Below are 23,053 nucleotides of genomic sequence, written 5' to 3' on the forward strand. Positions count from 1 at the left end.
GACCGACCCTGTGCCCGGCAGGACCCGTCTGCTGACGGGTCCTGCCGGGCACAGGGTATGTCTAGGAGAGCGCCTCCCCGAGGCGGCTCAGGGCCTTGAGGCGCTCGGCGAGGGAGGCGTGCGCGTAGACCTTCATGGTCACGCCGACGTCGCTGTGGCCGGCGATCTCCCGAACGATGTGCGGGGGCACGCCGAGGTCGAGCAGCAGGGTGATGCAGGTGTGGCGGAGGTCGTGGAAGCGGAGGTCGTCCAGGCCCAGGCGACCGCGGACCGCGTGCCAGCTGCGGCGCAGGTTGTCCGGCTCGTACGGGGTGCCGATCCGGGACGGGAAGACGAGGTCGTTCTCCTGCCAGTCCATGCCGGCGGCGGCGCGCTCGACGGCCTGACGCTCCCGGTGGTCCACCAGGGCGGCGAGGACCGGCGCGGGCAGCGGCAGGGTGCGCTCGGAGGACAGCGTCTTGGGCAGGACGAGTCGCAGCTCGCCGTCGACCCGCTGGAGGTTGGTGCTCACCGTGAGGGTGCCGCGCTCCAGGTCGACGGAGCTCCAGCGAAGGCCGAGCAGTTCGCCCCGGCGCAGGCCGAGCATCAGCGCGAGCACGTACAGGGTGTGCAGGCGGTGGCCGCTCAGCTCCTTGAGCACGAGCTTGGCCTGAGCGGTGGTCAGGCCCTTGCCGATCCGGTAGTCGGGTGCGGGGACCTTCACGAGCTTGGCCACGTTCTTGTGGATCAGCTCCTCTCGGACGGCGTGCTCCAGCGCGTTGCGGAGCACGGCGTGCACGGACTGGATCATCCGCGCGGACAGCAGCCGCTTGCAGCACTCGCCTGCAGCACAGCAGATCGGCTTGGGCCGCTGCGCGTCCCAGCCGCCCTTGCAGCACTGGCACTCGGCGCGCACCCGGTTCAGCCAGACGCGGACCTCCTGGGCGCGCAGGTCGCGCAGCCGCTTGGTGCCGAGGCCGGGTATGAGGTGGACGCGGACCACGCTCTCGTAGCCCTGGTAGGTCTTGGGCCGGCGGTTGGGCAGGACCTCCTCGGCGAGCCAGTAGTTGAGGTACTGGCCGACGTTGGAGTCGGTGTCGGGCAGCGGGATGCCGTTGATAGCGTCGGCCTGCAGCTCGACGAGGGCGTTGTGGACCTCGTCCCAGGTCTTGCCGTAGATGGAGACCCGCTTGCGGAGGCCGGAGGTGGTGATCACGTACGCGCGGCCGTGGTAGCGGCCGTCCTTGCGAAGGGTGATGCTGCCCGCGCCGTTGGGGTTGCGCTTGGCCATCAGGCCGCCACCTCCGCGAGCTCGGCGACGAACGTACGCACGGCGGCAGCCGGGACGCGGCGGGAACGGCCGATGGTCACCGAGGGCAGACGGCGGGTGCGGATGAGGTCGTAGACGGTGGAGCGGCCGAGCTGGAGCTGGGCCATGACGTCCGGGATAGTCAGCAGGAGTTGCTCGTGCGGGGCCATGGAGCCAGCCACATCCGCCGGAGCGGCGACGGGGATCGAGACGAGGACCGAACCGCCGAGGGCGCCAGCGGCTTCGGCGGAGGTCAGCGGGGGCTTCTTCGCCGGGACCTTCGGCGAAGTAGGGGTCGGGAGTGTCATGCTAGGAACAGGACCCTTCTGTTGACGGGCGCGCGAGCGCCCCAGGTGCTGAGGGATCTGGCCCGGCAAGGGCGAAGGTTTGGCGACCGGACGCTTCTGCCGGGAGCAGGGGGAGAAGTCCCAACCGGCCCGATGCAGGACGGCAGGTGACTGGGAAGAAGCTGTCGGCCCGAAGGCGACACCGGGAAGTAGTCACCGGCGACAGCGTTGATGGACCGTCAGATCGGTCTGTGGGCCGCGACGGCAGCGAGCACGACGGCAGCAGCGGCAAGACGGCCAGGGACCGCCTCGACTTGGGCCAGGTCGGCGGTACGGCGGAGCGTAGACAGCACGCGGTTCCTTCCTCGGTGGCTGGCGGGCTGCAACCCTGCACCGTGGTCGAGCGTCGTGGATGGGCGGTCGCGCGGTTGGTGGCCGCGTGGGGTGTGACGTTAGCTCTGGATTCCGGCCGCGCCAAATGGCCGGCGAGCTCGGTGAGCACAGTAGGAACGGTCCGGCCGTTTACCTAAAAAGATCTTGGCCGGAGCCTCGTGGGCGGTCTGCAACAGCCAGCGCAGAGACCCCGTCCGGTCACTCGTCGGTATGGACCGGCTCGGTCGGCATCTTGCCGCCCTTGAGGAACTCCTGGACCAGTGGGGTCGGGGCGTATCTGCGGTACTCGAAGGAGAGGCCGATCGCGATCTTCCCGCGCAGCCGCTTGCGGTTGTGGGGGAAGTCCTGGCAGTACTTCTCGGCGGCGGCCAGAGCCTTGGTCGTGAACTCGGCGCCCTGCGCGGTCGTCCGGTACCCGAAGATCACGTGGTCGGCGAGCTGCTGCATGATCTTCTCCTCGGGCGAGGTCGAGGGGCCGAGGAAGTCCTCCAGAGTTAGGTCGAAGACCTTGGCGAAGCCGATCGCCTCGTCGAGGTTGATCCGCCGCCGGGGTTCGCCGCTCTCGATGCGCCAGACCGAGGACTGGTTGATCGGGTAGCCGGCCTCGGTCATGCGCTTGGCCAGCTCGCCGGTGCTCCATCCGCGGAGCTCACGCTCCAGCCGGACCCGTTCGGCAGCGTTCTCCTCGCTCAGGCCGGCGACAGCGGCTTCACCGGTCGAACCGCCTTCCGGCTCCTCCCGCACCAGTGCGCCGGAGGGGGCCTCCGCGGCCTTGTCCTGCCCGGGCATTCGATTCACCTCGCATCTAGTTTCGAGGCGACTTGCATAACGGCCGCCGGGGTGCCATAGTCATGCATAGTGAAACGCATGTCAAGTCGAAGCGCATCGCGAACGGCGGCCTGCGCCTCGCCTCGAAAAGGCCGAAGGCCCCCGGTGCTACCAACACCGAGGGCCTGAAAGGTCCCAAAACCGCCCATCCATGACGATCGACCACGGTGCAGGGTTGCAGCCCATGCGCACCGAGGAAGGACCAGCGTGCTCCAGCGTACGGCGTCGCCCCTGTGCGGCGCACCTGTCTCGCGCCCGTTCGCCCCGAAGGCGGGGCGGTAGGCCATGGCGCGCATCCGCACCATCAAGCCCGAGTACCCCGTCTCCGAGGACCTCGCCTCGGTATCCCTGACCGCCGAGCGCACCTTCGTCTGCCTGCTCACCCAGGCCGACGACGAGGGACGCCAGCGCGACAACGCGGCCGTCCTCAACGGCGCGCTCTGGTCGCTGCGGCCCGAGCACACCGCGCTCGACACCGAGGACGAGCTGCGTCAGCTTGCCGAGACCGGCCTGATCTGCCGTTACACCGGCTGCGACGGCCGCCAGTACCTGCACGTCACCAAGTGGCACGAGCACCAGAAGATCTCCCACCCCACCGCCTCGCGCCTGCCCGCCTGCCCCGTCCACGAGCCCGCGGGCTGGTGCGGCAAGTGCAAGGCCAAGGGCCAGGGCTGCGCGCACCCGGCTCCGGAGAACTTCCGGAGCCTTCCGGAACCGCTCGCGACCCCGGTGGAGACCGCCCCCGCCCAGCGGCCCTTCGCGGCCGACCCCGTTCCCACCCCCGCAGCGGCCCTGCTAGTGCGCAATGCGGCAGGTCCGAGCGAAAGTGCAGGTCAGACGGTTGCTCCGGAGCCCCTCCGGAGGACTCCGGAGAACGTCGTGCCTGGACCATGGACCTTGGACCATGGACCTACCCCTGAAGGGGGCGGCTTCGCCGCGCCCACTGGCGAGCCGTCGGTGAACGCGGGCGACCTGGTGGCCGAGTACGTCGCCAGCTGCCCGAAGCCGGTACCGGCCAACGTGCGGGGCCACCTCGGCAAGGTCATCAAGGACCTGCTCGACGGCGGCACCGGCGCCGACGACATCCGGGCCGGGCTGCGGCTGTACTCGGCGAAACCGATGAGCCCGAGCGTGCTGCCGAGCATGGTCCACGAGGCGATCAACGCCCAGCCCGCCGGGGCCACCCGTACCGGGCACAGCGCTGCCCGCGCGCCCTACCAGCCCTTCGCCAACCCGGCCGACGCCCGCGCCTACTACGAGGGGGACCTGTGACCAGCCTGCCCAGCCCCCGCCGCGCGGACGAGCGCCGCGAGCCGCAGTCGGCCTCCGGTGCGGTCCTGCGCCTGGAGCGGATGCTGGCCGCCAAGGGCATCGACCCCGACCGGCCGCTGCCCGACACCGGCCAGCCGTCCACCGCGCTGGACCTCGCCGACCGCCGCATCCCGCCGCGCTACCGCCTCGCCGTTGCCGACCACCCGGAGGTCGCCACCTGGGTCCAGCAGGTCACCCTGGCCTGCCGACCCGGCCCCGGCGGCACCCCGGGCATCGCCCAGGGCCCGTCGCTCCTGATCGCCGGACCCACCGGCTCGGGCAAGACCCACCAGGCGTACGGGGCGATCCGCAGCCTGCTCGCGGCCGGTGTGCGTCTGCGGTGGGCAAAGATCACCACCACCGAGCTGTACGCCTCCCAGCGCCCCCGCCAGGGCGTCGACACCGAGCGCGAGATGCGCGAGCTGATGACCAGCCCGCTGCTGTTCCTCGACGACATCGGCGCCGCGAAGGCGTCCGAGTGGACCGAGGAGCTCACCCTGCGGCTGGTCAACCACCGCTACGAGTACATGCTCCCGACGCTCTTCACCACCAACCTGCCGCTCGGCGAGATCAAGGCCGCCCTCGGCGACCGCACCGCCTCCCGCCTCGCCGAGATGTGCGAACGCGCCATCCTCACCGGCACCGACCGCCGCCGGAGAAGCGCCGCCTGACCGGCCGACGTCCCTGACGCCCGTGCCCGCGCACCATCACCGGCGCGGGCCCAGCCGGGGCGCTTCCCTCCCACACGCTCACCCCGCCGCCGCCTCGCCGCATCGCCATGCCCGCGCGCGGCGAGGCCACCCCTGGAGCACCACCTTGACCACCGTTGCGATCCCCCCTACCCCCACGCCGTCCGTCCGTGCCACAGTCTTTGACCGCCTTGCCGTCGGTTTGCTCGGCGTCCTCGGCTTCGTCCTGTCCTACGACGCCCTGCGGCAGATGGCCGCCGCGACCCACGTCCGCGGCCCGCTCACCTACCTGTTCCCGGTCATCATCGACGGGTTCATCGCCTACGGCGTCCGGGCGCTGCTCGTGCTGCGGGACGCCCGCTGGCCCGCCCGCGCCTACGCCTGGACCCTCTTCGCCGGGGCCACCGCCACCAGCGTCTGGGCCAACGCCCTGCATGCTGTCCGCCTCAACCAGATGCCCGCCACCAGCAGCGGGCTCAGGCTCAGCGACACCGTCGTCGGCGTCCTGTCCACCCTCGCCCCGCTCGCCCTCGCCGGTGCCGTCCACCTCTACATCCTCGTCGCCCGCCACGGTGAGCAGAACGACCCGCCGAACGCCACGACCTCTACCGATGCGGTGGCCGCCGACCACGAAGCGGAGTCCTGGCCGAAGCAGGCGGAGGACCGCAGCGACGACAACGCGCTGTTGACGCTGCTGTCTGCGGCCGGCCTTCTGCCCGACGAGTGGAGCGGCGCACTCCCCGGTCCCCAGTCGGCAGAACCCGATGACCAGCCGAACGGCACTCGGGACGCCACAGCCGACGAGCAGGCCGAACCCGCCGAGCCGTCCGACGAACCCCACGTCGGGAAGTCTGCCGCCACCGCACAGGGCAAGCCGATCGGCCGCCCGCCCGGAGCACCCATGGAGCAACTGGTGGAGATCGGCCTCAAGGCTGCCATCGCCCATGGCCGACTCACCCGCGCGATCGTCGAACAGGCCATCCGGGAAGCCGACCTGCCGCTCGGCAGTACCCGCTTCACCGAGCTGATGAAGAGGCTCCGCCTCGTCTGGAACGCCGAGCACGGCCGCAAGGACCCCGGAACGGACTGACCGCCCGCCCGCGTGTCCGGCCGACCGAATCGGTCGGCCGGACACCGGCTTCTGCCGACTCGCACGCGCAGTCGGCAGAAGTCCACCACCCCGCCACCGCACCCGGCAGAACTCGCCCGCGCCGTGGACCGCCCTCCCGCGCGCCGGTCCACGCCCAGATGGTTCCGCCCGACACGCCGCCCATATCCGCGAAGTCCGGTGCGGCCGAACCGGCACCTGCCCGGAAACCTCCCGCCCGCACCGCCACCACCACCGGGGAGCACACCCGTGAACACCACCCGCCAGACCCTCAACGACCAGCCCGGCAACCCTGTAAGCTCCCTGAACCGCAACGGAGTTGACCACCTCCAGGCCAACAGCGGAGCAAGCGAGTGCGTGCGGGGCCCCTACGGGGCCACGCACGCGGGCGTCCCCGCCCAGGGGGGCGTGGACGGACCGGTGCTGCCGAGGGCGGCAGCACCGGGGCTTCACCGCGAGGGCGCGGCGAAGCAGGAGGAGACGCCCGCCGACGAGCCGACCGTGCCCGCCCGCCCTGCCGACCGTGCTGAGCGCGCGAGCGTCCGCGGTCCCAAGCGCCGCCGCCGTGACAACGAGAACCCGAAGACGAAGAAGCTCGGCTTCCGCTGCACCACGGAGCGCGCAGCGCAGATCAAGCGGATCGCGCAGGAGACCGGCCTGAACGTGGCCGACTACCTGGAGCGCCAGGCGCTGACCGTCGGTGGCGCCGGCATGGTGTCCCGGGACGAGCAGTTGGACGAGGCTGTGCGGGCGCTGGACGCGGTGCGGTTCCAGGTCGCCCGGGTGGGCGTGAACGCCAACCAGATCGCCTTCCAGCTCAACGCCCAGCTCGGCATCGAGCACGGCCCTGCGCAGGCCACCTTGGACAAGGCCACGACGCTGGTGGTCGAGGCGCGCCGGGCGGTGGCCGAGGTCGACGCCGTGGCGATGCGGGTGGCGAAGGCCGTCCGCCGGTGATCACCACGGCCCGCTCCGGCACGAACACGCTGAAGGCGCTGCAGTACCTGTACGGTCCGGGCCGACGCAACGAGCACACCGACCCGCACCTCGTCGCGTCCTGGGACGGCCTCGCGCCCGACCCCGGCCGCGACCGGGAGGCCACCCTCGCGCAGCTGCGGGACGCCCTCGACCTGCACGTCGTCCGCTACGGCAGGCCGGTCGCCAAGCACGTCTACCACCGCATGGTCCGCGCCGACCCCGACGACCGGAACCTGAGCGACGAGGAGTGGGGCCAGGTCGCCCGCCGGGTCGTGGCCGCCGCCGGCATCGCCCCCGACGGCGATCCGGACGGCTGCCGGTGGGTCGCCGTGCACCACGGGGACAACCACATCCACATCCTCGCCACCACGGTGCGCGCCGACCTGACCCAGGCCCGTCTGCGGGGCGACCAGTACCGGACGGAGACCGAGCTCACCGAGATCGAGTGCGAGTTCGGGCTCAAGGACTGGTCCGGCACCCGCACCCGCGAGTACCGGGTCGGTATCCCCAAGCGCGCCAAGAGCCCGGAGCTGCGCAAGGCGGAGCGCCTCGGCCAGGGGGAAACCGGGCGGGAGCGGCTGCGGACCGGTGTTCGCCGGGCCCTTGCCGGTGCAGCCGGGGAGGAGGAGTTCCTCGCCCGCCTCACCACGCAGGGCATCGCCTTCGAGGTCCGCCGCCTTCCCTCCGGCGACGCCAAGGGCTACAAGTTCGCCCTCCCCACCAGCGACCCAGGCCCTCTGGTGTGGTTCTCCGGCAGCCAGCTCGCCGCCGACCTCACCCTGCCCAAGATCCACGAGCGCTTCGCCGCCGGCCTCGACCAGCCCGCACCCAACCGCCCGGGCGACCAGGGTCGTCCGGGCGCGGTCCGATACCGGGTCAGCACCACCGCCGACCGCGCCACCGGCATCCTCGACGACGAGCCCCAAGCCGGGCAGGTCGCCGCGGTGGTCAGCGGCACGATCGAGACGCTCGACGCCCTCGCCCTCACCAGCCCCGTCCTGTCCAGGAAGGAGATCAACCAGGCCGCCCGCGTCCTCGAATACGCAGCCGTCGCCCGCACCCGCGCCGCCCGCAGCGACCTGCGAGCGATGCGCTCCGCCGCCCGCGAACTCCTCTACGCCGGCCCCACCGGCAGCCGAGGAGAGGAAGGCACGGCCGCCGCCACGATCCTGTCCAGCCTGATCCTGCTCGCGCTCGTGATCGCCAAGTGGCACGCCGCCCAAGGCCACCAGCACCAGGCCGACGCCGCCCGCACCGCGGCCGACCACCTGCGCACCGCCTACGGCAGGCACGCCGGACGGCCGTACGCCGTACTCGACACCCGAGGCCGCCAACTCCCGGAGCCCGACTGCGACCGGCAGGAGACCGCCGTCCGGCAGGTGCTGCCCTCCGACCAGGCTGTCCGGCTGTTCGGCGACCGGGACGGCTGGGCGGCGCTCGCTGCCACCCTCGCCGAAGCCCAAGCAGCAGGCCACGACCCCGCCGTCCTGCTTGCCCACGCCGTCGGGCGCCGGGAACTCGCCAGTGCCGACTCACCCGCCGCCGTCCTCACCTGGCGCATCCGCCGCGACGCCCGCCTCCCAGCCCCCGCACCGACCATCACGCCCGAAGACCGCCGCACGTCGGCAGCACTGTCCAGGAGCACCGCCGCCCGCACTGCCACGCCGCCCCCAACTCCCCACCCCACCAAGCCCAGCGGGCCGCCGACGCCCGGCGCAGCGGTACCAGGGCCACAGTTGCCGGCACCGCATCGGCCCGCCCACCGCCCCTGAACCCGGCTAAGGAGCCCGGAACACCCCCGCCCCGTCACGCCATCACCACGAGCCTCTCCGAAGGAGATTCACCACCTTGACCCAGCCCGACTGCCCACTCGACATCCTCCGCCTGCTCAACGACGCCGACTTCACCATCCGCCCCGACACCGGCACCTGGTCCCACCGCGACGGCCGCCCCTTCACCGAATCCGAGCAGGCCCTCGCCCACCAGGCCACCGACGAAGCGCTCGAAACCCTGATCTTCGCGTACAGGCTCGGCCTCGCCCAGGGCCTCGGCGACGACCCGGCCCGCGTTGTCCGCGTCCTCCTGCACTGGTACGCGCGCAACCTCCCCGACGGCACCGCCCGCGAGGACATCGTCGCCGCCATGACGGACGAGGACCGCGCCGATTACGGGCGCCTGAGCTACTGGGCCCGCACCGGCATCCGCCCCGAGGTCGTCGCGCTGCTGCTCGACGCCGACCTTCCCGCGTTGATCGCCACCAAGACCTGGACCCACCGCGACGGCCGCCCCTTCACCAAGGCCGAACAGACCCTCGTCAGCACCTGCACGGACCGGGAGAGGGAAGCCGTCCTCGCACAGATCAAGCTCGAACTCGACTTCGACACCGAACAGGAAGCCGATGCACCCCGCGCCCTCGACGCCCTGCTCACCAAGTACTACGGCCACCTCCCCGACGGCACCCTGATCCCCGACCCCGGCGCCGCCATGACCGACGAGGACCGCGCCGAGTACGAAAACCTCGTCTACGTCCTCGCGCCCGAACCCGGAGACACCCTCGCCCACGGAGAGGACTGACCTCCAACCACCCCCGGCCGGTCGGACAGCGGCCAGGCCAAGGTGTCGATGTGATGTCCTCAGCGGCGGTCGGGAACTTCCCGGCCACCGCAGGTCTTGTGGTCCCTTGCATCACGCCACCGTGTCGGAAGGGACCACATGACCGACTACGATCCCGACTTCCCCGCCCACGACCATCGCCCCGTCGTCCGCGCTGTCCCCCACCCCGGCGAACTCGACGCCCGCGGCATCCCCATCACCTGCGCCCACTGCCACGCCCGCCGCGACTGGCTTCTGCTCAACGTCCTCCACCAGGTTTTCGTCCGCTGCCACTGCGCACACGAGTGGGAGGAACCCGACCTCACCCGCGCCTACTTCGACCAGCACTACACCGAACCCGAATACGAGTGGGACGACTTCGACACCGCCATGCGCGCACTCGCCTTCGACGGACTCCTCGCTGGGACGATCTGGCCGACAGACTGCTGACGAGAACACGGAGGCGGGCGCTCCGGCCGACTCGCTCGTCGGCCGGAGCGCCGCCTACGCCGGTGGGAGCACCTTCGCCACGACCTCCTGAATCCGCGAGCGTACTTCGGGGTTGGCAGTTGCCAGAGCCGTCGTGCCGGAGACGATGAGGGACCACATCGCGGTCTGCGCCAAGGCGGGGTGGCGCGCGATGGGAGGAATCAGGGGGACCAGCCAGGCCGCGGCGAACCACAGGGCGGCCGGGACGACCCTGGCCCGTACACGAGACACGAGGCCAGGAGCGGCGGCAGGTGGAGGAGCCGTCGCCAGCAGCGCGGCCCGGTCACCGCGTGCGACCAGCAGCATGCCTCGCACCAGGGACTCGACCACGGCTGTCACCTCTGCTTCGGACCTCGCCCTCACCAGGTCGGCCTTCAACAGCCGGATTCCTTCGGCGATGCGGTCGGCCTCAACACGCAACTCCTTGCGAAGCTGCCCGTCCGCGGCATCGGTCCGATCGGTGAGGGCGAGACAGCGAGCGGCGTCGACCGCAAGTGTCTCCACAGCCTCGGCCCATCGGCGGCAAGCAGCCGACGAGCGCCACGTGCTGCGCTCGCTGTGGATCCGGTGGGCGACCCAAACGATCCGGACGACCAGGGCGTCGTACGAATGACACTCCTGACTGACCTTGCGCCGATGAACCATCAGGCGCCATATCAGAAGGGGAAGTTCGACGACTATGACGATCACGAGCGCGGCGCGGCCGATCTGCGGAAACAGCCACGGCGACACCCACTGCTTCGGCGCTCTGAACACCATGACCCAGGTGAAGGTGGTCAGGCCGGTGGCCAAGGCGACGGCGATCCGGGCCGTGAGAACCCGGTACCGAACGCTGGGCAGCCACAGCGCAGCTCCGAACGTCCAGACCAAGGCGACGATCAAGGCGGAGGCGCGCGGGTTGCCTCCCATCACGACGAGCAGCGGCGGCAGGGCGATAGGGACGAGCCAGGGAGACAGCCACTGGTAGTAGAGACGGTGCCCGACCGCGACACGTTTTTCGATCGCGGTTCGGACCGGGGAGAAAGCGTCCCGGTCGGAGGCCGAGGAGCCCACCAACGGGACCAGGGCCCGCGCCATCCTCATCACCGAGACCAGTTCCTGGCTGCGGCGCCGCGTCACCGCCCTCCCTGTCGCCCAGCTTTCCGTGGTTGCCCGGACAGCCGTCCAGCTCATCTGATTCTCCTTCATCCTCGAACAGCCGCATGGCTCTACGGCGTAGGTGTGCCCGGGCATTTTGGTAGACGAACTGCAGGTCGGCGCTGTCGCGAATCGCCATCCCCGTGGTGGTCTCGCCGGTAGGCTCTCTGCATGGTGACTGCTGAACCGAAGGTGTCGCTCACGGGCATCAAGCCGACCGGAGAACCGCACCTCGGCAACTACATCGGGGCCATCAAGCCGGCCCTGGAGCTGGCCGGTGGGGCCGAGTCGATCTACTTCATCGCTGACTACCACGCGCTGACGTCGGTACGCGATCCGGAGTTGCTCGGCCGCTGGACCCGTTCGGTGGCAGCCACCTGGCTCGCGGCGGGGCTGGACCCCGAGCGCACGATCTTCTACCGCCAGTCCGACGTCCCGGAGATCTTCGAACTCCACTGGGCGCTCTCGTGCTTCAGCGCCAAGGGACTGATGAACCGTGCCCACGCTTACAAGGCGGCGCGGGACCGCAACCGCGAGGCCGGGGTCGAGGATCTGGACGCCGGGGTCAACATGGGGCTGTTCAACTACCCCGTGCTGATGGCCGTGGACATCCTGATCATGGAGGCGGACCTCGTCCCGGTCGGCAAGGACCAGTTGCAGCACGTGGAGTACGCGGCGGACATCGCCGGCGCGTTCAACGCCGTCTACGGAGACGCCTTCCGGCTGAAGATCCCGAAGGCCGTCGTGCCGACCGAGGACAGCGGCCGCACCCTGCCCGGTACCGACGGCCGGAAGATGAGCAAGTCGTACGGCAACACGATCCCGCTGTTCGCGCCGGAGGCGGAGCTGCGGAAGACCGTGCGCCGGATTCCGACGGACAGCACGCCGGTTGAGGCGCCCAAGGATCCTGACGCCTCCTCGGTGTTCCAGCTGCTCTCCCACTTCGCCGATCCGGCGACGACGGCCGAGGTCCGCGCGCGGCTGGAGGCTGGCGGCATGGGCTGGGGCGAGCTGAAGGACAAGCTGTACATCGTCCTGAACGAGCAGCTGGGCCCGCTGCGCGAGCGGTACGACGCGCTGATGCAGCCGGGCAGCGAGTTGGAGGAACTGCTGGCGATCGGCGCGGCCAAGGCGCGCAGGCGGGCCCAGCCGGTGCTGGAGCAGGTGCGGAAGGCGATCGGGATCGGCGGCTGATCCCCCGGTCTGTCAGCTTCTGGAGGCCACGGTCTGAGCGACCTGGTCGGCTGCGTGCCAGGCGGTGGTCCACTTGCCCGGCAGACAGACGACCAGGTTCGCGACCTGCCCCCAGCTGGCAGGCGGATGACGGAGATCGACCACGACCGCCGACGGGTCGGGTCCGGTACCTATCGGCTCCGCGACCTGACCCCATTGCAGACGGACCCGCTCTGCGGGCAGACCCGGCCACCGCGCCGACAGGGCCGCCGCGATCCGGTAGTGCTCGACGGCGTCGTCGGCAGGACCGCCGGGACGTCCGGGAAGTGCGACACGGAGTTCGTTGCGCTGGGGGCTTACGGCGAGCAGGTCGCCGTCGAGCCAGTAGGTGAGCGGGAGTCGGGGGACCGGTCCCTCCAGGACGCCGTACGGCAGGTTGCCGATCGCCAACGGGTGCTGGATGCCTAGCAGGTCGAGCAGATGAACCGTGCGGTGGCCGGCCGCCAGTACGAGGGTGTCGGGCCGGTAGTACCCGGCATCCGCGCTCCACAGGACCACTTCGGTCCCGGAGAGGACCGGCGCGCACGACGCCGGACGGGCGAAGCCGACCCCGCGGGTCGCCGCGTGCGCGATGGTCTTGGAGTGCACGGCGGCCATGTCCACCGAGAGGTCGGGCAGGGCGAAGGCGGCGGCAGGGGCGACGGACGGCTGAACTCCGTAGCCGTCCAGTTCTGCAGCGGACAGTGGTCGTGCGGGGATCCCGATGTCGGACCACGCCTGCGCGTAGCGCTCGACTTCGCTGTGCGAGCCGAAGAGGGCCAAGCCCGGCGCAAGTCGGACGTCCTCGCCGATCAGACCGGACCAGCGGGAGCGGTGCTGCCAGCAGGCGGCCGCAACCTCGGGGAGCACGGGGGCGTAGACGGCTCCCGAGTGGAGTTGGCCGAAGTTCTGCAGGGACGCGCCGGCGGCGCCGTCGCCGTGGCAGCGGACGTGGTGCCCTTCCTCGGCCAGCCGGGTGGCGGCGGTGAGTCCGGCGAAGCCGGTGCCGAGAACGACGGTGTCAGGGGTACTGCTCATCGTCTTCCTTCGATCGGGCGGGCTGATCACCCGCGATGACGGTCCGGGCGCGGGGCATGTCCAGGTACCTCTCGAAGGCGCGGACGAGCCGTTCGGGCGCGCCGTGGTGGTCCACCCCGGCGCGGACACGGGGCGGCAGGAGCGCGAGCCGTTCGCGGCTGGCACGCCGGTGCACGGTCGGGCTGTTCCGGCCCACCGTGCGGGAGAGGACGAGCGAGCCCAGTGCGCTGGGCAAGCCGGCGATCCCGCGGCGGACGTACGGTTGCGGATCACCTCCTCGAACGACCCACAGCGAGCGTCGCGCCGGGTGGTGGCCGACGGTTTGCAGAGCTGCTGCGGCAGCCTCGTAGGTGCAGCTGTTGCCGGCGACCGCGCCCGGTTGGTCTCCGGACCGTTCGGGCTTGGCGGTGCCGACGAGTTGGGGCAGCAGAACGAGGTCGACGGCTTCCAACCGCGCGTAGTGGAGAGCCTGTTGACGCTTGGCCCTGCCGTAGGGCGTCTGGAAGCCCAGTGGTGCCAGTGCGGCCGTCGTGCCTGCGGCCAAGACCCGGACCGCATGTCCCTCAACGGCCAGCAGCCGACGGGTTCGTACCGTGAAGGTGGTGGCGGCAGAGATCGACCGTCGCATCGAGACGACGCTCGTCCGGTCGAGGACGAGATCGACGAGGACGACCTCCCCCGCACCGCCCAGCAGGTCTAGCAGCCGGTCCTGCACCGATGCCCACCGGGCGGCAGCAGTCAGGTCCGCGCAGACCCAGCCGTCCGGCGGCGAGTCGTCGGCAGGGTTTCGGGAAACGCCGATGACTCGGTGCCCCTGCGCGCGGAGCATCGTCAGGAGGTGCCGACCGAGACGGCCGGCACCTCCCAGCACGACGAACGTCTGACCTGCGGTCACCGGCCGCACTCCCGCCAGATCCTGGCGAAGGTGGAGAACGTCTCGGCGAACCGGTGCTTGGCCAGCTCCCACCCGGTGGCCTCCTGTCGCCTGCGCCGGAATGCCGCCCGCGCCTGGTCGATCTCCACCATGGTCCAGCCGCTGCTCAGTTCGATCGCCGAGAGCAGGGGACGCTGGCTGGCCTCGTCGTCGGCGAGGACACGGGCGGCGATCTCCTCGTCCGCCATGCCGAGGTGGATGCCCGAAGCGGGGATGCTCTTGGACATCTTGGGGTAGCCGCCCAGGCCCTCCAGGACGCGGAAGTAGAGCGCCCCGAGCTCGACCTGCCAGCCGAGGCTCAGCTCGCCAGCCTCCCGCTGCCGGTCGAGGACGAGTCGCGACAGCTCGGTGAAGTAGCTCTCCTCCAGACCCGAGAGCATCAACACGCGGGCGGCGCCTTCCTCAGCGGGGCCGAGGATGTCCGCGACGGTGTAGAGCGCGTCCACGGTGAGACCGACTTCGCCCCCGAGCAGACCGTGGTCCTGGTAGAGCTCGACCAGGTCCTCGTGGTGGTCGAGGAAGTCCTGGCGGCTGAGGAACCGGGCGATGCGCCCGCACCGCACGAGGTTGGCGGTGTCGGTGTGCGAGCGCATCCGGACCGGCGCGAACTCGGCTTGCGAGTCCAGGCCGATCGCCCGCATGAAGCTGAACATCTGGTCGCGGACGGCGGTGAGCTGGTTCCACGGCACGTTGCGGGAGTTCCACGCGCCCAGCTCGGAGACGACCACGGTCATCGGCACCCGCAGGTGGCGCTGCAGCTCGATCACCCCGAGCATCACCGACAGGGTGCCGGCGGTCGGGGCGTTGGTCGGTCCGAATCCGGTCACGACGGCCAGCGGGCGGTCGGAGTCGAGGGGGAGGACGTCCTGCAGCCGGTCGTGGTGGGTGAACCGGCGGGTGAGGGGGCCGAGCGTCCTGCCGACCCAGTTCTCGTTGACGGGCAGCGGTTGCGGAGTCATCGGAGGCCTTTCGAGGCGGCGGTGCGGAGACGGGGAAGGAGCCGCTCGGCGCGGCCGTCCAGGCGGGCCTCCCGGACCAGCTGGAGGGCCTCGTCGTCAGCGACTCCCGGGTGCGCGGCGGCGAGGATCGCGGCGGCGTTGCGCTCGACCAAGTCCGTGACGGCCGGGTCGCCGTCCGGGCGGAGGGACTCGACCAGGGCAGCCGCGTTGGTGGCGTGGTCGGTGCGGTGCCTCACGGCCCGCCGCCACGGACCGGTGGCACCGTCACTGTGCTGACTGACGAGTTGGACAGCTCCGTGTTGCAGTACCGCGCTGGTGCTCGTCCCGAACGAGGCGAGTTCGTCGATCCGTTGCCCGGGCCCGATCCAGGTCGTGACGACCCGGCCGCGGGCGATGTCCGGGCGCGCCGAATGGATGCCCGACGCGGCGGTCCGCACGTCGTCGTGGGCCAGCCCGTGAAGGAACGCGTCGGCCGACACGACCAGGGTCGCGGCCGGCATGAAGAAGCTCATCGGGCTGAGGAAGTCGAACCGGCCGTCGTAGCGGGCCGCGTAACGCGGGCAGAAGGACGCGTAGTCGACGAAGGCGATGCCGTACGTGGCCGTGAACTCGGGGATGCGGGCGGGATCGGTCAGCGAGGGCACGCCGAGCGCGGCCAGGACGTCGGACGCGCCCGAGACGGCCGAGACCGACGACGAGGTGCCCTTGACGACGTTCGCACCGCTGGCGGCGGCCAGCAGGGCGGCGGCCGTGGAGACGTTGAACGTCTTGAAGGTCTCCTTCCCGCTGCCCGAGACGGTCACCGTGCCGTCCGGCACGACCACCGGATCGACCAGGAACTCGGCGAGCGTGTCGTCGAACGCGACGACCTCGGCCCAGACCTGGGTGAGCAGGGCCGGGGTGAGGCCGTCGCCGTCGAGCAAGCGGCGGGCCCAGTCGCGCCAGCTCTCGTCGGCTTCGGCCCCTTCACCGCGAAGGGCCTCTGCGAACTGCTGCGTGTCCACCGAGCCGGAGCCGTCGGGGGTTCCGGGAGGCGTGGTCGTCCTGCGAACCTGACGCGGAATGAAGGGAGTTGACTGTACATCTGAGCGTGATGCGGGATGGAACATGGTGCGGCCTCCAGTTCGTTCGTACCGGTGGGCACTGTTGCCACGGACATCACAGCGGGCCTAGCGTGATCGCTGTATCACTCCGAGTTGTCGAGGCCGTTCGCCGTCCCGCTCAACGTGACTTCAACATCCGCTTACACATGGGATCGCCGACCTCGGACCTAGGCTCGGAATCATGCTGACGAACCGTGAGCTGGTGGGGGACTTGAGCAGGGACCGATCGGGCTGGCGGCCCGAGAAACTGCGGGAGATGCGAGAAGCCCACGGGCTCACCCTGGAGGCGGCCGGCGAACGGCTCCGTGAGACCGCGCGCCGCGCAGGACTCTCCGCACCCGCCGCCAACTTCCAGACGCTGTGGCAGCACGAACAGGGCGAAGTCTTTCCCGGGCCGCACTACCGGCGCGCGTACTGCCTGCTCTACCGGGCGACCGAGCCCGAGCTCGGCTTCCGCAAGGCGCTCCCGGCCGAGCAGGTCGGTCATCAAGTCGCCGACTTAAGAGAGCAGTTGGAGAGCGAGCACGTCCAGGCTGTCACCCGGGCGCTCAAGCACCTGGTGCCCACTTCGGCGAAGGGCGGCATCCAGGGCGCCCAACAACGAATCCTCGACGCCTGGCGCCGTCGGCACACCGGTGGCGACCCGAACCAGCCCTCACTCCTGCTGATCGGTGGATTCGCTGGAAGCGGTAAGTCCGAATTCGCCAAGTTCATATCCCAGTTGACCGGTTGGCCGCTCCTCGACAAGGACCCGCTCACCCGGCCGCTGGTGGAGCGCCTGCTGACCGAGCTCGGCTGCGACCCCAACGACCGGCAGTCCGAGACCTACCGGACCGAGGTCCGGCCGCTGGAGTACCAGTGCCTCATGGAGTCGATCCTCGCCAACGTCGAGTGCGGCATCTCCACCGTGGCCACCGCCCCGTTCATCAGCGAGATGACCGATCCGGTGTGGATGCGGCGCCTGACCAACCGCTGTGCGGCGCACCAGGTGGAGGTCACGCCGATCTGGCTGGAGTGCGACGCGGACTCCATGCGCGAGTACATCGCCTTCCGTTCCGCCGCCCGCGACGCCTGGAAGCTCAGCAACTGGACGAACTACGTCGACGGGATCGACCTCGACCTCCGCCCGGTCGTCCCGCACCTCGTCGTCGACAACCGCTACGGATCGGCCATCGCGGTCGCCGACCAAGCCCGATACGCCCTGGGAGTGGCACGCGCATGAAGACCGGGATCATCCTGTACGGACCGCCGGCCAGTGGCAAGGACACCATCACCGCGGCCCTCATCGAGCAGGACCCACGGCTGGCCCAGTTCGCGCGACTCAAGATCGGCGGCGGCCGCAGCCAGGGCTACCGGATGGGCACCCCCGACCAACTCCACCAGCTCGAAGCCAGCGGCGGCGTCATCTACCGCAACGACCGCTACAACAACACCTACCTGATCGATCGACCGGGCCTCGACGCCGTCTTCACCGCCGGTCGAATCCCGATCATCCACCTCGGCCAGATCGCCGGCATCGACGCCCTCACGACGGGCTACCCGGCATCCTGGCTCACCGTGCAGCTCTCGTGCCCACGGCACGTGACCGAGCAGCGGTCCGCCCTGCGCGGCGACACCGACACCCCGGCCCGCCTCGCCGCCTGGGACGCCACCGAAGCCGACGTCCTGGCCCACCCCTCCGTAGGGTGGGACCTCCGTCTGCGGACTGACCGGCAGTCGATCGAGGAGTCCGCGCAGGTCATCATCGAGGCGCTGAAGCCAGCCGATGAGCCGGTCTTCTAACGGCGTTCGTGGAGATGGTCCAGTGCGTCCACCAGGCTGAGTTCCGCATCCCGCGCACCCTCCCAACGGAGAAGTGCCTCGGCCGCGCCGCGCATCGGCTCACCCGGCAGCCCGCACTCCTCCAGCAGTTCGGCGGCCTCCACCAGCTCGGGCGCCCAACGCCAGGCCCGGCCAGCTGTCTTGGGAATGTAGCCGGTCTCCACCAGGTAGCTCCCCGAACGACCGGAGGCGATCTCCAGCAGCTCGTCCTCGACACCGTGGTCGGCCGCCAGCGCGTACGACAGCGCCGCGAGCACCCGGGACGCCTTCTGATAGCTCGTGTACGAGAGCTTGAGCGCGCTGGCCTGTCCGAGCTCGGCTCCGAGGACACGGGCGCGTACATCGGTGCCGGCGAAGAGCCGCACCATCTGGTCGACCGCCTGCTCGGGGCCGGACAGGAACAGGCGGGGCTGCTTGCCGCCACGCGGAGGCGAACCCACCACCGAGCCGTCCACGACCGTCGCTTCAGGCAGCGCCGACGCGATCCGCTTGACCCGTTCCGGGGTCACGGCGTTCGCTTCTACGTAGACCCCTCCGTAGCCGTGCTCCGCGACCTCGGCGGCAACCTGCTCGGCAGCGGCAGGTGGGCAGACGGAGAGCAGGATCTCGCACCGCGGGACCAACTCGCCGAGGCTCGGAACCTCGGTGAGGCCGGCCTCGACCGCGCGACTCCGGGTGGCCTCGCTCCGGCCCGCAGAGCACCAGAGGACAGTCGTCCCTGCCTGGCGTATCTGCGCCGCGACCGCTGCACCCATGCTGCCCGGGTGCAGCATTCCGACCACCGGCCGACCGCTGTTCATGCGTGAACCCCGTTCATCCCGAGCAACAACTCGATGGCTTCGCTGGCGTCCGAGACGACGTGATCCGCTTCGACAGCGTTGCCGTTACCACCGGACACCCAGATCGTCCTCAGACCGGCAGCCCGCCCACCGGCCACGTCCTTCTCGGGGCTGTCGCCGACCATCCACCCGCCGGAGAGCCCGTCGGCTCCCAGGAGGCGGGCCGCCTCCGTGAAGATGCCGATCTCCGGCTTGCGGATGCCCACCTCCTCCGAGACGCACACGGCGTCCACCCTCCGATCGATCCCGGTCCTCGCGAGCTTGGCCCGCTGTATGTCGCCGGCACCGTTGGTCACGACCGCCAGCCGCCAACCGGCCGCGCGCAGTTCCTCCAGGCCGGACAGAACCGCAGGTGGGCAGGTCACGGCGGCTGCCATGCCGCTGCAGTAGTGCTGCCACAACTCCTCTGTCGGAGCGGAGAGGGCGAACTCACTGCGCAGGCGGTCGAAGTCGCTCCGGTAGGCGCGCTCGTACATCGCGTCCAGCAGCCACTCCTCGATGTCCTCGGCGAAGCCGAGGTCGGAGCAGAAGCTGCGAATGCACACCCGGAACCCCTGCGTGCGATCGACGAGGGTGTCGTCCAGATCGAAGAAGGCGAGTCGCTGCACGGCGGCAACTCTACTGCGGGCAAGGACGGTTGTTCTGGCCTGGAGCAACGATGCCCTTCCCGGAGGAGCGTCGGGAATCGAGCAACCCACCCGACCTCGACATCCTGCGCGTCGAAGTCGGCTCCACCTTGTCCGCCGACAAGGACGCCAGGTACTCGCGGGCGACCAGGCTCGTCCCCGACATCCTCGCCCAGGCCCAGCGCGCTGTCCGTGCCTACGACGGCGACGACCGGCTGAAAGCCAAGGCCCTGCTCGCGATGGCGTACCAGGGCGCGGCCATGGTCCTGACGAAGATAGGGGAAGCCGATCTCGCCTGGATGGCCGCCGATCGCGGTCTGGCTGCCGCGAAGGAGTCGGGCGACCTCGTCGTCACGGGTTCGCTCTTCCGATCGGTCTCCCACTGCCTCCTTGCCAGCGGCCGTCTCACCGCAGCGCGGGATCTGGTGGCGGACTCAGCGGGCTATCTGGAGAGTGGCCTTGCGGACGCCTCGCCCGCGTACCTGTCGATCTACGGGACGCTCTTCCTCGTCGGCGCGGTGACCGCCGCCCGGCTCGACGACCGGGCCACGGTGAGCACCTTCCTCGCCGAAGCGGACCAGGCCGCACAGCGCCTCGGTCACGACGCCAACCACATGTGGACGGCCTTCGGGCCGACCAACGTCGCCATCCACCGCATCTCAACGGCCATGGAACTGGGCGATGTCCAGGTCGCGACGGACCAGGGGCCGCGCGTGGACTCCTCCACCCTGCCGCTCAAGCGGCGTGTCCGCCACACCCTCGAAGTAGCCCGCGCCTACAGCGCGCAGAACCGCACGGACGAGGCCCTCGCCCTGATACTCGACGCCGAGGAACTGGCCCCGGAGCAGGCCCGCTACCACTTCATCCCACGACACCTGGTGATCACCTGGGTCCGGCAGCAGCGCGGCAAGCCGAGCCACCAGCTTGCGGGCGTGGCCCAGCGGCTGCGCATCGTGGGGTAGTCCGGCGGGGACGGCTACAGTCATGGTCATGAGCGACTTCGACGCACCCGAGGCCGTTGCCCAGCCGCGCACCGCCGCCGGCGTGCTGTTCTTCGACGAAGCTGGCCGCGTGCTCCTAGTGAAGCCCACGTACAAGCCGGGTTGGGAGATCCCGGGCGGCTACCTCCACCCCGGCGAGACCCCGAGCGAGGGCGCGGCCCGAGAGGTCAAGGAGGAGCTCGGTATCACCCCGCCCATCGGCCGCCTCCTCGTCGCAGACTGGGCACCCCACCCGACCGAGGGCGACAAGCTGCTCTTCGTCTTCGACGGGGGCATCCTCCCCGTAGAAGAGCGAGCTCAGATCAACCTGGACGGAGTGGAGATCGGCGAGTACGCCTTCCAGACCGCTGACCAGATCGACGAGCTCCTCATCCCTCGCCTGGCCCGGCGGGTCCACGCCAGCCTTGACGCCCGATCTCGCTCGGCGACCTCCTACCTGGAGCACGGAACGCCTCGCCTCTGACCAGGCGCCCGGGGCGTCCTCAGAATGCCCAACTCGGCCTCCAACAGCCTGACCTCTCCTGGCGAACACTTCTTGAGCGCCCTGGCTACCGACCCGCACCTGACGAGTACAGCGCTGCTCCGCCGAAGCGCCACGCGAAACGCAAGTGCGGTCCCGAACATCACGATGCCAAGAGTGGCGTCCCAGGACCCGCTGGCCACGCCACCACCCGCTGGGCCAGGCCCGCATACGAGCCAGGTACACGTGCCGGTCGTCAGTTCAGAAGGTCAGCCGCGGACGAGGGCAGCCGCAAATGCCGCCCCTGGGCGGCCATTGCCCGCATTAACGCGTAGGCGTCCTGTGCACTGATATCCCCGTTCACAGCCGCGATGGCCATGAGATCAATTGTCTCGCGGGTGGTGATGCCCTTGAGTCGTGCGTATCTGAGCGCCTCGTTGTCATCCGAGATCCACCACGAGCCCGCGAACTCCCCGAGGTTCAGAATGACGTGGCAGGTCTCCGCTTCGCCGAGGTGCTTCAGCGGCTCGTCGTCGGTGCCGCCGAAGACCGTGCGGCGGATGCGGTTGATCTGTTGGACATCGACGTCACTGGTGATCTCGATTGGCTCGCCGAGCCAGCCGTCAGCTGCGACGTTGCCGAGGGAGGGCAGGACGGATGCTGACCGGTGCGCTTCGTAGGCGACTGCGGCGGTCCACCGTCCGCGATCGTCGAGTACTGCCTTGAGCAGATCGAGTCGCTCCACCGAGGCAAAATTGCACAGCACCGTGTTGTCAGGGAAGAAGTAGGCGTTCACGAGGAGCTGGAAGCCTCGCTTCCCGTTTCCAGATCGCGCCTGAGCGCGTCAACGTCCCTGCCAAGAAGGCCAGCGTACGGGCGGAGCGTGGCCTCGCCCGTCTCATAGGCTGCATAGGTGTCGCGCACGAGGAGTCCCGGGGGTCTTGTGCTGCTTGTGGTGACGGTTCGTCGGGCGAGCTCCTCACCGCGGCCAGCCAGGGCTGCCGCATTGGCCGAGCTGATGGCCTTGTAGCGCTCGCAGGCGCCGGCGTCGATCAGACGAAGGTTCAGCAGCCGATACGCGAGAGCCGAAGGGGTCACCATCCAGTCGCAGGCCAGAGCGGCAAAAGATGCCTCGGTGAGACCGGTGGTGCCGACGGCCTGGCGCATGTCCTCTTCTGGCATGAGGAAGGCTGCGGCGAAGGCGTTGGCTTGGATCTCGCTCGGCTCCTTGGCATACGCCTTGTCAAATACGTCGTTGTCGAGGTGCAGCTCTTGGTTGTCGCCTGCCAGCAAGTGACCAAGTTCGTGGGCCAGAGTGAACCGCTGCCGAGAGGGGAGGTGGCAGGTAGCGAGCACAATGATCTTCGCCTCGCTTGACGCGGCAGCAAGCCCGTCGAAGTCGGGGCCCACCTCGACGACCGCCACGTCGACTCCGAACACCTCCTCCACCAGCTTCGGGAGGTCCTCCTGTTGTACAGACAGGCCGCGGCGAGCTACAGCACCCAGTGCGTTCGTGGCCAGACGGCGACCCCGCTCCGTCCAGTTTCCTGCAGCGGGCCCCTGGAGCACAGGCTGCCACGGCTGCGGGAAACCAACAGCTGCCATGTCTGATCTGAGCGTGCTGTATCGCCTCGCGGCGCGGATCGCCTCGCCGGCGCTACCGCCGGTGGTCCGCGCTGCCAGAGCCAGCGGAGGCTCCTCCCCGGTGATCAGCCAGTCGACTGTCACGGTGCACAGCTCGGCGATACGCGCCAGGTCAAGCGACGAGAAGCGGCGACTGCCGCTCAGGGACTTGGACAGTTTGGAGTCGTCGAGCCCGATTCGGAGGCCGAAATCGCGTTGACTCAGCCCCGATGCCTGGATCAGCTCGCGTACGCGGTCGGGGGTGTTCGGCATGCAAGCCATGCTAGCAGGACTGTTTGCGAAAATCGAAAAACAGCGCGAGGATGATGGGGCACAT

General features: G+C 70.1%; 24 protein-coding genes. 12 read left to right on the forward strand and 12 right to left on the reverse strand.

The features are described 5' to 3' along the window. Positions 1-61: 61 nt before the first annotated feature. The 3 genes from IH44_RS0110585 to IH44_RS42585 form a co-directional block, all read right to left on the reverse strand. The gene (locus tag IH44_RS0110585; RefSeq protein ID WP_030459203.1) at positions 62-1,270 is read right to left on the reverse strand and encodes a site-specific integrase; all 1,209 of its coding nucleotides are present in this window, start codon (positions 1,268-1,270) and stop codon (positions 62-64) included. Continuing rightward, on the reverse strand, positions 1,270-1,458 hold the full coding sequence (locus tag IH44_RS0110590; protein WP_030459204.1) for a helix-turn-helix domain-containing protein: 189 nt from the start codon (positions 1,456-1,458) through the stop codon (positions 1,270-1,272). The genes IH44_RS0110585 and IH44_RS0110590 overlap by 1 nt, the downstream gene beginning before the upstream one ends. Before the next feature lie 708 nt (positions 1,459-2,166). Beyond that, entirely contained in the window at positions 2,167-2,757 is a 591-nt protein-coding gene (locus IH44_RS42585; protein WP_051816744.1) for a helix-turn-helix domain-containing protein, read from the reverse strand. A gap of 324 nt (positions 2,758-3,081) precedes the next feature. Here IH44_RS42585 and IH44_RS0110600 point away from each other — a divergent pair, with 324 nt between their 5' ends. The 7 genes from IH44_RS0110600 (at position 3,082) to IH44_RS0110630 (ending at position 9,924) form a co-directional block, all read left to right on the forward strand. Continuing rightward, on the forward strand, positions 3,082-4,068 hold the full coding sequence (locus tag IH44_RS0110600; RefSeq protein ID WP_030459206.1) for a hypothetical protein: 987 nt from the start codon (positions 3,082-3,084) through the stop codon (positions 4,066-4,068). A gap of 80 nt (positions 4,069-4,148) precedes the next feature. Further along, positions 4,149-4,778 (forward strand): ATP-binding protein, encoded by a 630-nt coding sequence (locus tag IH44_RS0110605; RefSeq protein WP_051816759.1) that lies wholly within the window; start codon positions 4,149-4,151, stop codon positions 4,776-4,778. A 220-nt stretch (positions 4,779-4,998) separates the two neighbouring features. After that, positions 4,999-5,886, forward strand: coding sequence for a DUF2637 domain-containing protein (locus IH44_RS0110610; RefSeq protein WP_051816745.1), 888 nt, complete (start codon positions 4,999-5,001; stop codon positions 5,884-5,886). 426 nt (positions 5,887-6,312) lie between these two features. Next, positions 6,313-6,861, forward strand: a complete 549-nt coding sequence (locus tag IH44_RS0110615) for a hypothetical protein (protein ID WP_157852254.1) — start codon at positions 6,313-6,315, stop codon at positions 6,859-6,861. Further along, complete coding sequence (locus IH44_RS0110620; protein ID WP_063759584.1) at positions 6,858-8,654, forward strand: hypothetical protein; 1,797 nt, start codon at positions 6,858-6,860, stop codon at positions 8,652-8,654. Before IH44_RS0110615 ends, IH44_RS0110620 begins: the two co-directional genes overlap by 4 nt. Before the next feature lie 76 nt (positions 8,655-8,730). Continuing rightward, on the forward strand, positions 8,731-9,456 hold the full coding sequence (locus IH44_RS40855; protein WP_035954661.1) for a hypothetical protein: 726 nt from the start codon (positions 8,731-8,733) through the stop codon (positions 9,454-9,456). A 138-nt stretch (positions 9,457-9,594) separates the two neighbouring features. Continuing rightward, the gene (locus tag IH44_RS0110630) at positions 9,595-9,924 is read left to right on the forward strand and encodes a hypothetical protein (protein ID WP_051816746.1); all 330 of its coding nucleotides are present in this window, start codon (positions 9,595-9,597) and stop codon (positions 9,922-9,924) included. Between the two features lie 54 nt (positions 9,925-9,978). On the opposite strand, the gene IH44_RS0110635 is transcribed toward IH44_RS0110630, so the two are convergent. Further along, a complete protein-coding gene (locus IH44_RS0110635) occupies positions 9,979-11,136 on the reverse strand; it encodes a hypothetical protein (RefSeq protein WP_030459213.1) in 1,158 nt (385 codons plus the stop codon). Between the two features lie 135 nt (positions 11,137-11,271). Here IH44_RS0110635 and IH44_RS0110640 point away from each other — a divergent pair, with 135 nt between their 5' ends. Next, on the forward strand, positions 11,272-12,294 hold the full coding sequence (locus tag IH44_RS0110640; RefSeq protein ID WP_030459214.1) for a tryptophan--tRNA ligase: 1,023 nt from the start codon (positions 11,272-11,274) through the stop codon (positions 12,292-12,294). Positions 12,295-12,306: 12 nt separating this feature from the next. Here the strand turns inward: IH44_RS0110640 and IH44_RS0110645 are convergent, their stop codons facing one another. The 4 genes from IH44_RS0110645 to IH44_RS0110660 are packed head-to-tail and all read right to left on the reverse strand — an operon-like array spanning position 12,307 to position 16,247. Then, complete coding sequence (locus tag IH44_RS0110645; RefSeq protein WP_035954664.1) at positions 12,307-13,350, reverse strand: FAD-binding oxidoreductase; 1,044 nt, start codon at positions 13,348-13,350, stop codon at positions 12,307-12,309. Continuing rightward, entirely contained in the window at positions 13,334-14,245 is a 912-nt protein-coding gene (locus tag IH44_RS47195) for an NAD(P)-dependent oxidoreductase (RefSeq protein WP_198544977.1), read from the reverse strand. The genes IH44_RS0110645 and IH44_RS47195 overlap by 17 nt, the downstream gene beginning before the upstream one ends. After that, positions 14,242-15,243, reverse strand: a complete 1,002-nt coding sequence (locus tag IH44_RS0110655; RefSeq protein ID WP_030459217.1) for a hypothetical protein — start codon at positions 15,241-15,243, stop codon at positions 14,242-14,244. Before IH44_RS0110655 ends, IH44_RS47195 begins: the two co-directional genes overlap by 4 nt. Further along, the gene (locus IH44_RS0110660) at positions 15,240-16,247 is read right to left on the reverse strand and encodes a hypothetical protein (protein WP_030459218.1); all 1,008 of its coding nucleotides are present in this window, start codon (positions 16,245-16,247) and stop codon (positions 15,240-15,242) included. The genes IH44_RS0110655 and IH44_RS0110660 overlap by 4 nt, the downstream gene beginning before the upstream one ends. 355 nt (positions 16,248-16,602) lie before the next feature. Between IH44_RS0110660 and IH44_RS0110665 the strand changes: the two genes are divergently transcribed. Both IH44_RS0110665 and IH44_RS0110670 read left to right on the forward strand, forming a co-directional pair. Beyond that, positions 16,603-17,568, forward strand: coding sequence for an AAA family ATPase (locus IH44_RS0110665; RefSeq protein ID WP_232794892.1), 966 nt, complete (start codon positions 16,603-16,605; stop codon positions 17,566-17,568). After that, the gene (locus tag IH44_RS0110670; RefSeq protein ID WP_030459220.1) at positions 17,565-18,128 is read left to right on the forward strand and encodes a guanylate kinase; all 564 of its coding nucleotides are present in this window, start codon (positions 17,565-17,567) and stop codon (positions 18,126-18,128) included. The genes IH44_RS0110665 and IH44_RS0110670 overlap by 4 nt, the downstream gene beginning before the upstream one ends. On the opposite strand, the gene IH44_RS0110675 is transcribed toward IH44_RS0110670, so the two are convergent. Then, entirely contained in the window at positions 18,125-18,967 is an 843-nt protein-coding gene (locus tag IH44_RS0110675; RefSeq protein ID WP_030459221.1) for an NAD(P)-dependent oxidoreductase, read from the reverse strand. The two genes, IH44_RS0110670 and IH44_RS0110675, sit on opposite strands and share 4 nt — an antisense overlap. Next, positions 18,964-19,614, reverse strand: coding sequence for an HAD family hydrolase (locus IH44_RS0110680; protein ID WP_030459222.1), 651 nt, complete (start codon positions 19,612-19,614; stop codon positions 18,964-18,966). The genes IH44_RS0110675 and IH44_RS0110680 overlap by 4 nt, the downstream gene beginning before the upstream one ends. A gap of 50 nt (positions 19,615-19,664) precedes the next feature. On the opposite strand from IH44_RS0110680, the gene IH44_RS0110685 reads away from it, so the two are divergent. Together IH44_RS0110685 and IH44_RS0110690 are read left to right on the forward strand one after the other, a co-directional pair. Continuing rightward, positions 19,665-20,594, forward strand: a complete 930-nt coding sequence (locus IH44_RS0110685; protein WP_051816747.1) for a hypothetical protein — start codon at positions 19,665-19,667, stop codon at positions 20,592-20,594. A gap of 28 nt (positions 20,595-20,622) precedes the next feature. Continuing rightward, on the forward strand, positions 20,623-21,096 hold the full coding sequence (locus tag IH44_RS0110690) for an NUDIX hydrolase (protein WP_030459224.1): 474 nt from the start codon (positions 20,623-20,625) through the stop codon (positions 21,094-21,096). A 253-nt stretch (positions 21,097-21,349) separates the two neighbouring features. On the opposite strand, the gene IH44_RS0110695 is transcribed toward IH44_RS0110690, so the two are convergent. Together IH44_RS0110695 and IH44_RS0110700 are read right to left on the reverse strand one after the other, a co-directional pair. Then, positions 21,350-21,889, reverse strand: coding sequence for a hypothetical protein (locus IH44_RS0110695; RefSeq protein ID WP_030459225.1), 540 nt, complete (start codon positions 21,887-21,889; stop codon positions 21,350-21,352). Continuing rightward, entirely contained in the window at positions 21,886-22,989 is a 1,104-nt protein-coding gene (locus IH44_RS0110700) for an ImmA/IrrE family metallo-endopeptidase (protein ID WP_030459226.1), read from the reverse strand. The genes IH44_RS0110695 and IH44_RS0110700 overlap by 4 nt, the downstream gene beginning before the upstream one ends. Between the last annotated feature and the right edge of the window lie 64 nt (positions 22,990-23,053).

Source organism: Kitasatospora sp. NRRL B-11411, assembly GCF_000721345.1.
GTDB classification, from domain to species: domain Bacteria; phylum Actinomycetota; class Actinomycetes; order Streptomycetales; family Streptomycetaceae; genus Kitasatospora; species Kitasatospora cineracea.

Bases quoted from the DNA above. Each gene is read 5' to 3' on its own strand.
- IH44_RS0110690 (WP_030459224.1), top strand. From the start codon at position 20,623: ATGAGCGACTTCGACGCACCCGAGGCCGTTGCCCAGCCGCGCACCGCC.
- IH44_RS0110675 (WP_030459221.1), bottom strand. From the start codon at position 18,967: ATGAACAGCGGTCGGCCGGTGGTCGGAATGCTGCACCCGGGCAGCATG.
- IH44_RS0110645 (WP_035954664.1), bottom strand. From the start codon at position 13,350: ATGAGCAGTACCCCTGACACCGTCGTTCTCGGCACCGGCTTCGCCGGA.
- IH44_RS42585 (WP_051816744.1), bottom strand. From the start codon at position 2,757: ATGCCCGGGCAGGACAAGGCCGCGGAGGCCCCCTCCGGCGCACTGGTG.
- IH44_RS0110640 (WP_030459214.1), top strand. From the start codon at position 11,272: ATGGTGACTGCTGAACCGAAGGTGTCGCTCACGGGCATCAAGCCGACC.
- IH44_RS0110600 (WP_030459206.1), top strand. From the start codon at position 3,082: ATGGCGCGCATCCGCACCATCAAGCCCGAGTACCCCGTCTCCGAGGAC.
- IH44_RS0110655 (WP_030459217.1), bottom strand. From the start codon at position 15,243: ATGACTCCGCAACCGCTGCCCGTCAACGAGAACTGGGTCGGCAGGACG.
- IH44_RS0110585 (WP_030459203.1), bottom strand. From the start codon at position 1,270: ATGGCCAAGCGCAACCCCAACGGCGCGGGCAGCATCACCCTTCGCAAG.
- IH44_RS0110685 (WP_051816747.1), top strand. From the start codon at position 19,665: ATGCCCTTCCCGGAGGAGCGTCGGGAATCGAGCAACCCACCCGACCTC.
- IH44_RS0110700 (WP_030459226.1), bottom strand. From the start codon at position 22,989: ATGCCGAACACCCCCGACCGCGTACGCGAGCTGATCCAGGCATCGGGG.
- IH44_RS0110590 (WP_030459204.1), bottom strand. From the start codon at position 1,458: ATGGCCCCGCACGAGCAACTCCTGCTGACTATCCCGGACGTCATGGCC.
- IH44_RS0110635 (WP_030459213.1), bottom strand. From the start codon at position 11,136: ATGAGCTGGACGGCTGTCCGGGCAACCACGGAAAGCTGGGCGACAGGG.
- IH44_RS0110670 (WP_030459220.1), top strand. From the start codon at position 17,565: ATGAAGACCGGGATCATCCTGTACGGACCGCCGGCCAGTGGCAAGGAC.
- IH44_RS0110665 (WP_232794892.1), top strand. From the start codon at position 16,603: ATGCGAGAAGCCCACGGGCTCACCCTGGAGGCGGCCGGCGAACGGCTC.
- IH44_RS0110630 (WP_051816746.1), top strand. From the start codon at position 9,595: ATGACCGACTACGATCCCGACTTCCCCGCCCACGACCATCGCCCCGTC.
- IH44_RS0110605 (WP_051816759.1), top strand. From the start codon at position 4,149: ATGCTGGCCGCCAAGGGCATCGACCCCGACCGGCCGCTGCCCGACACC.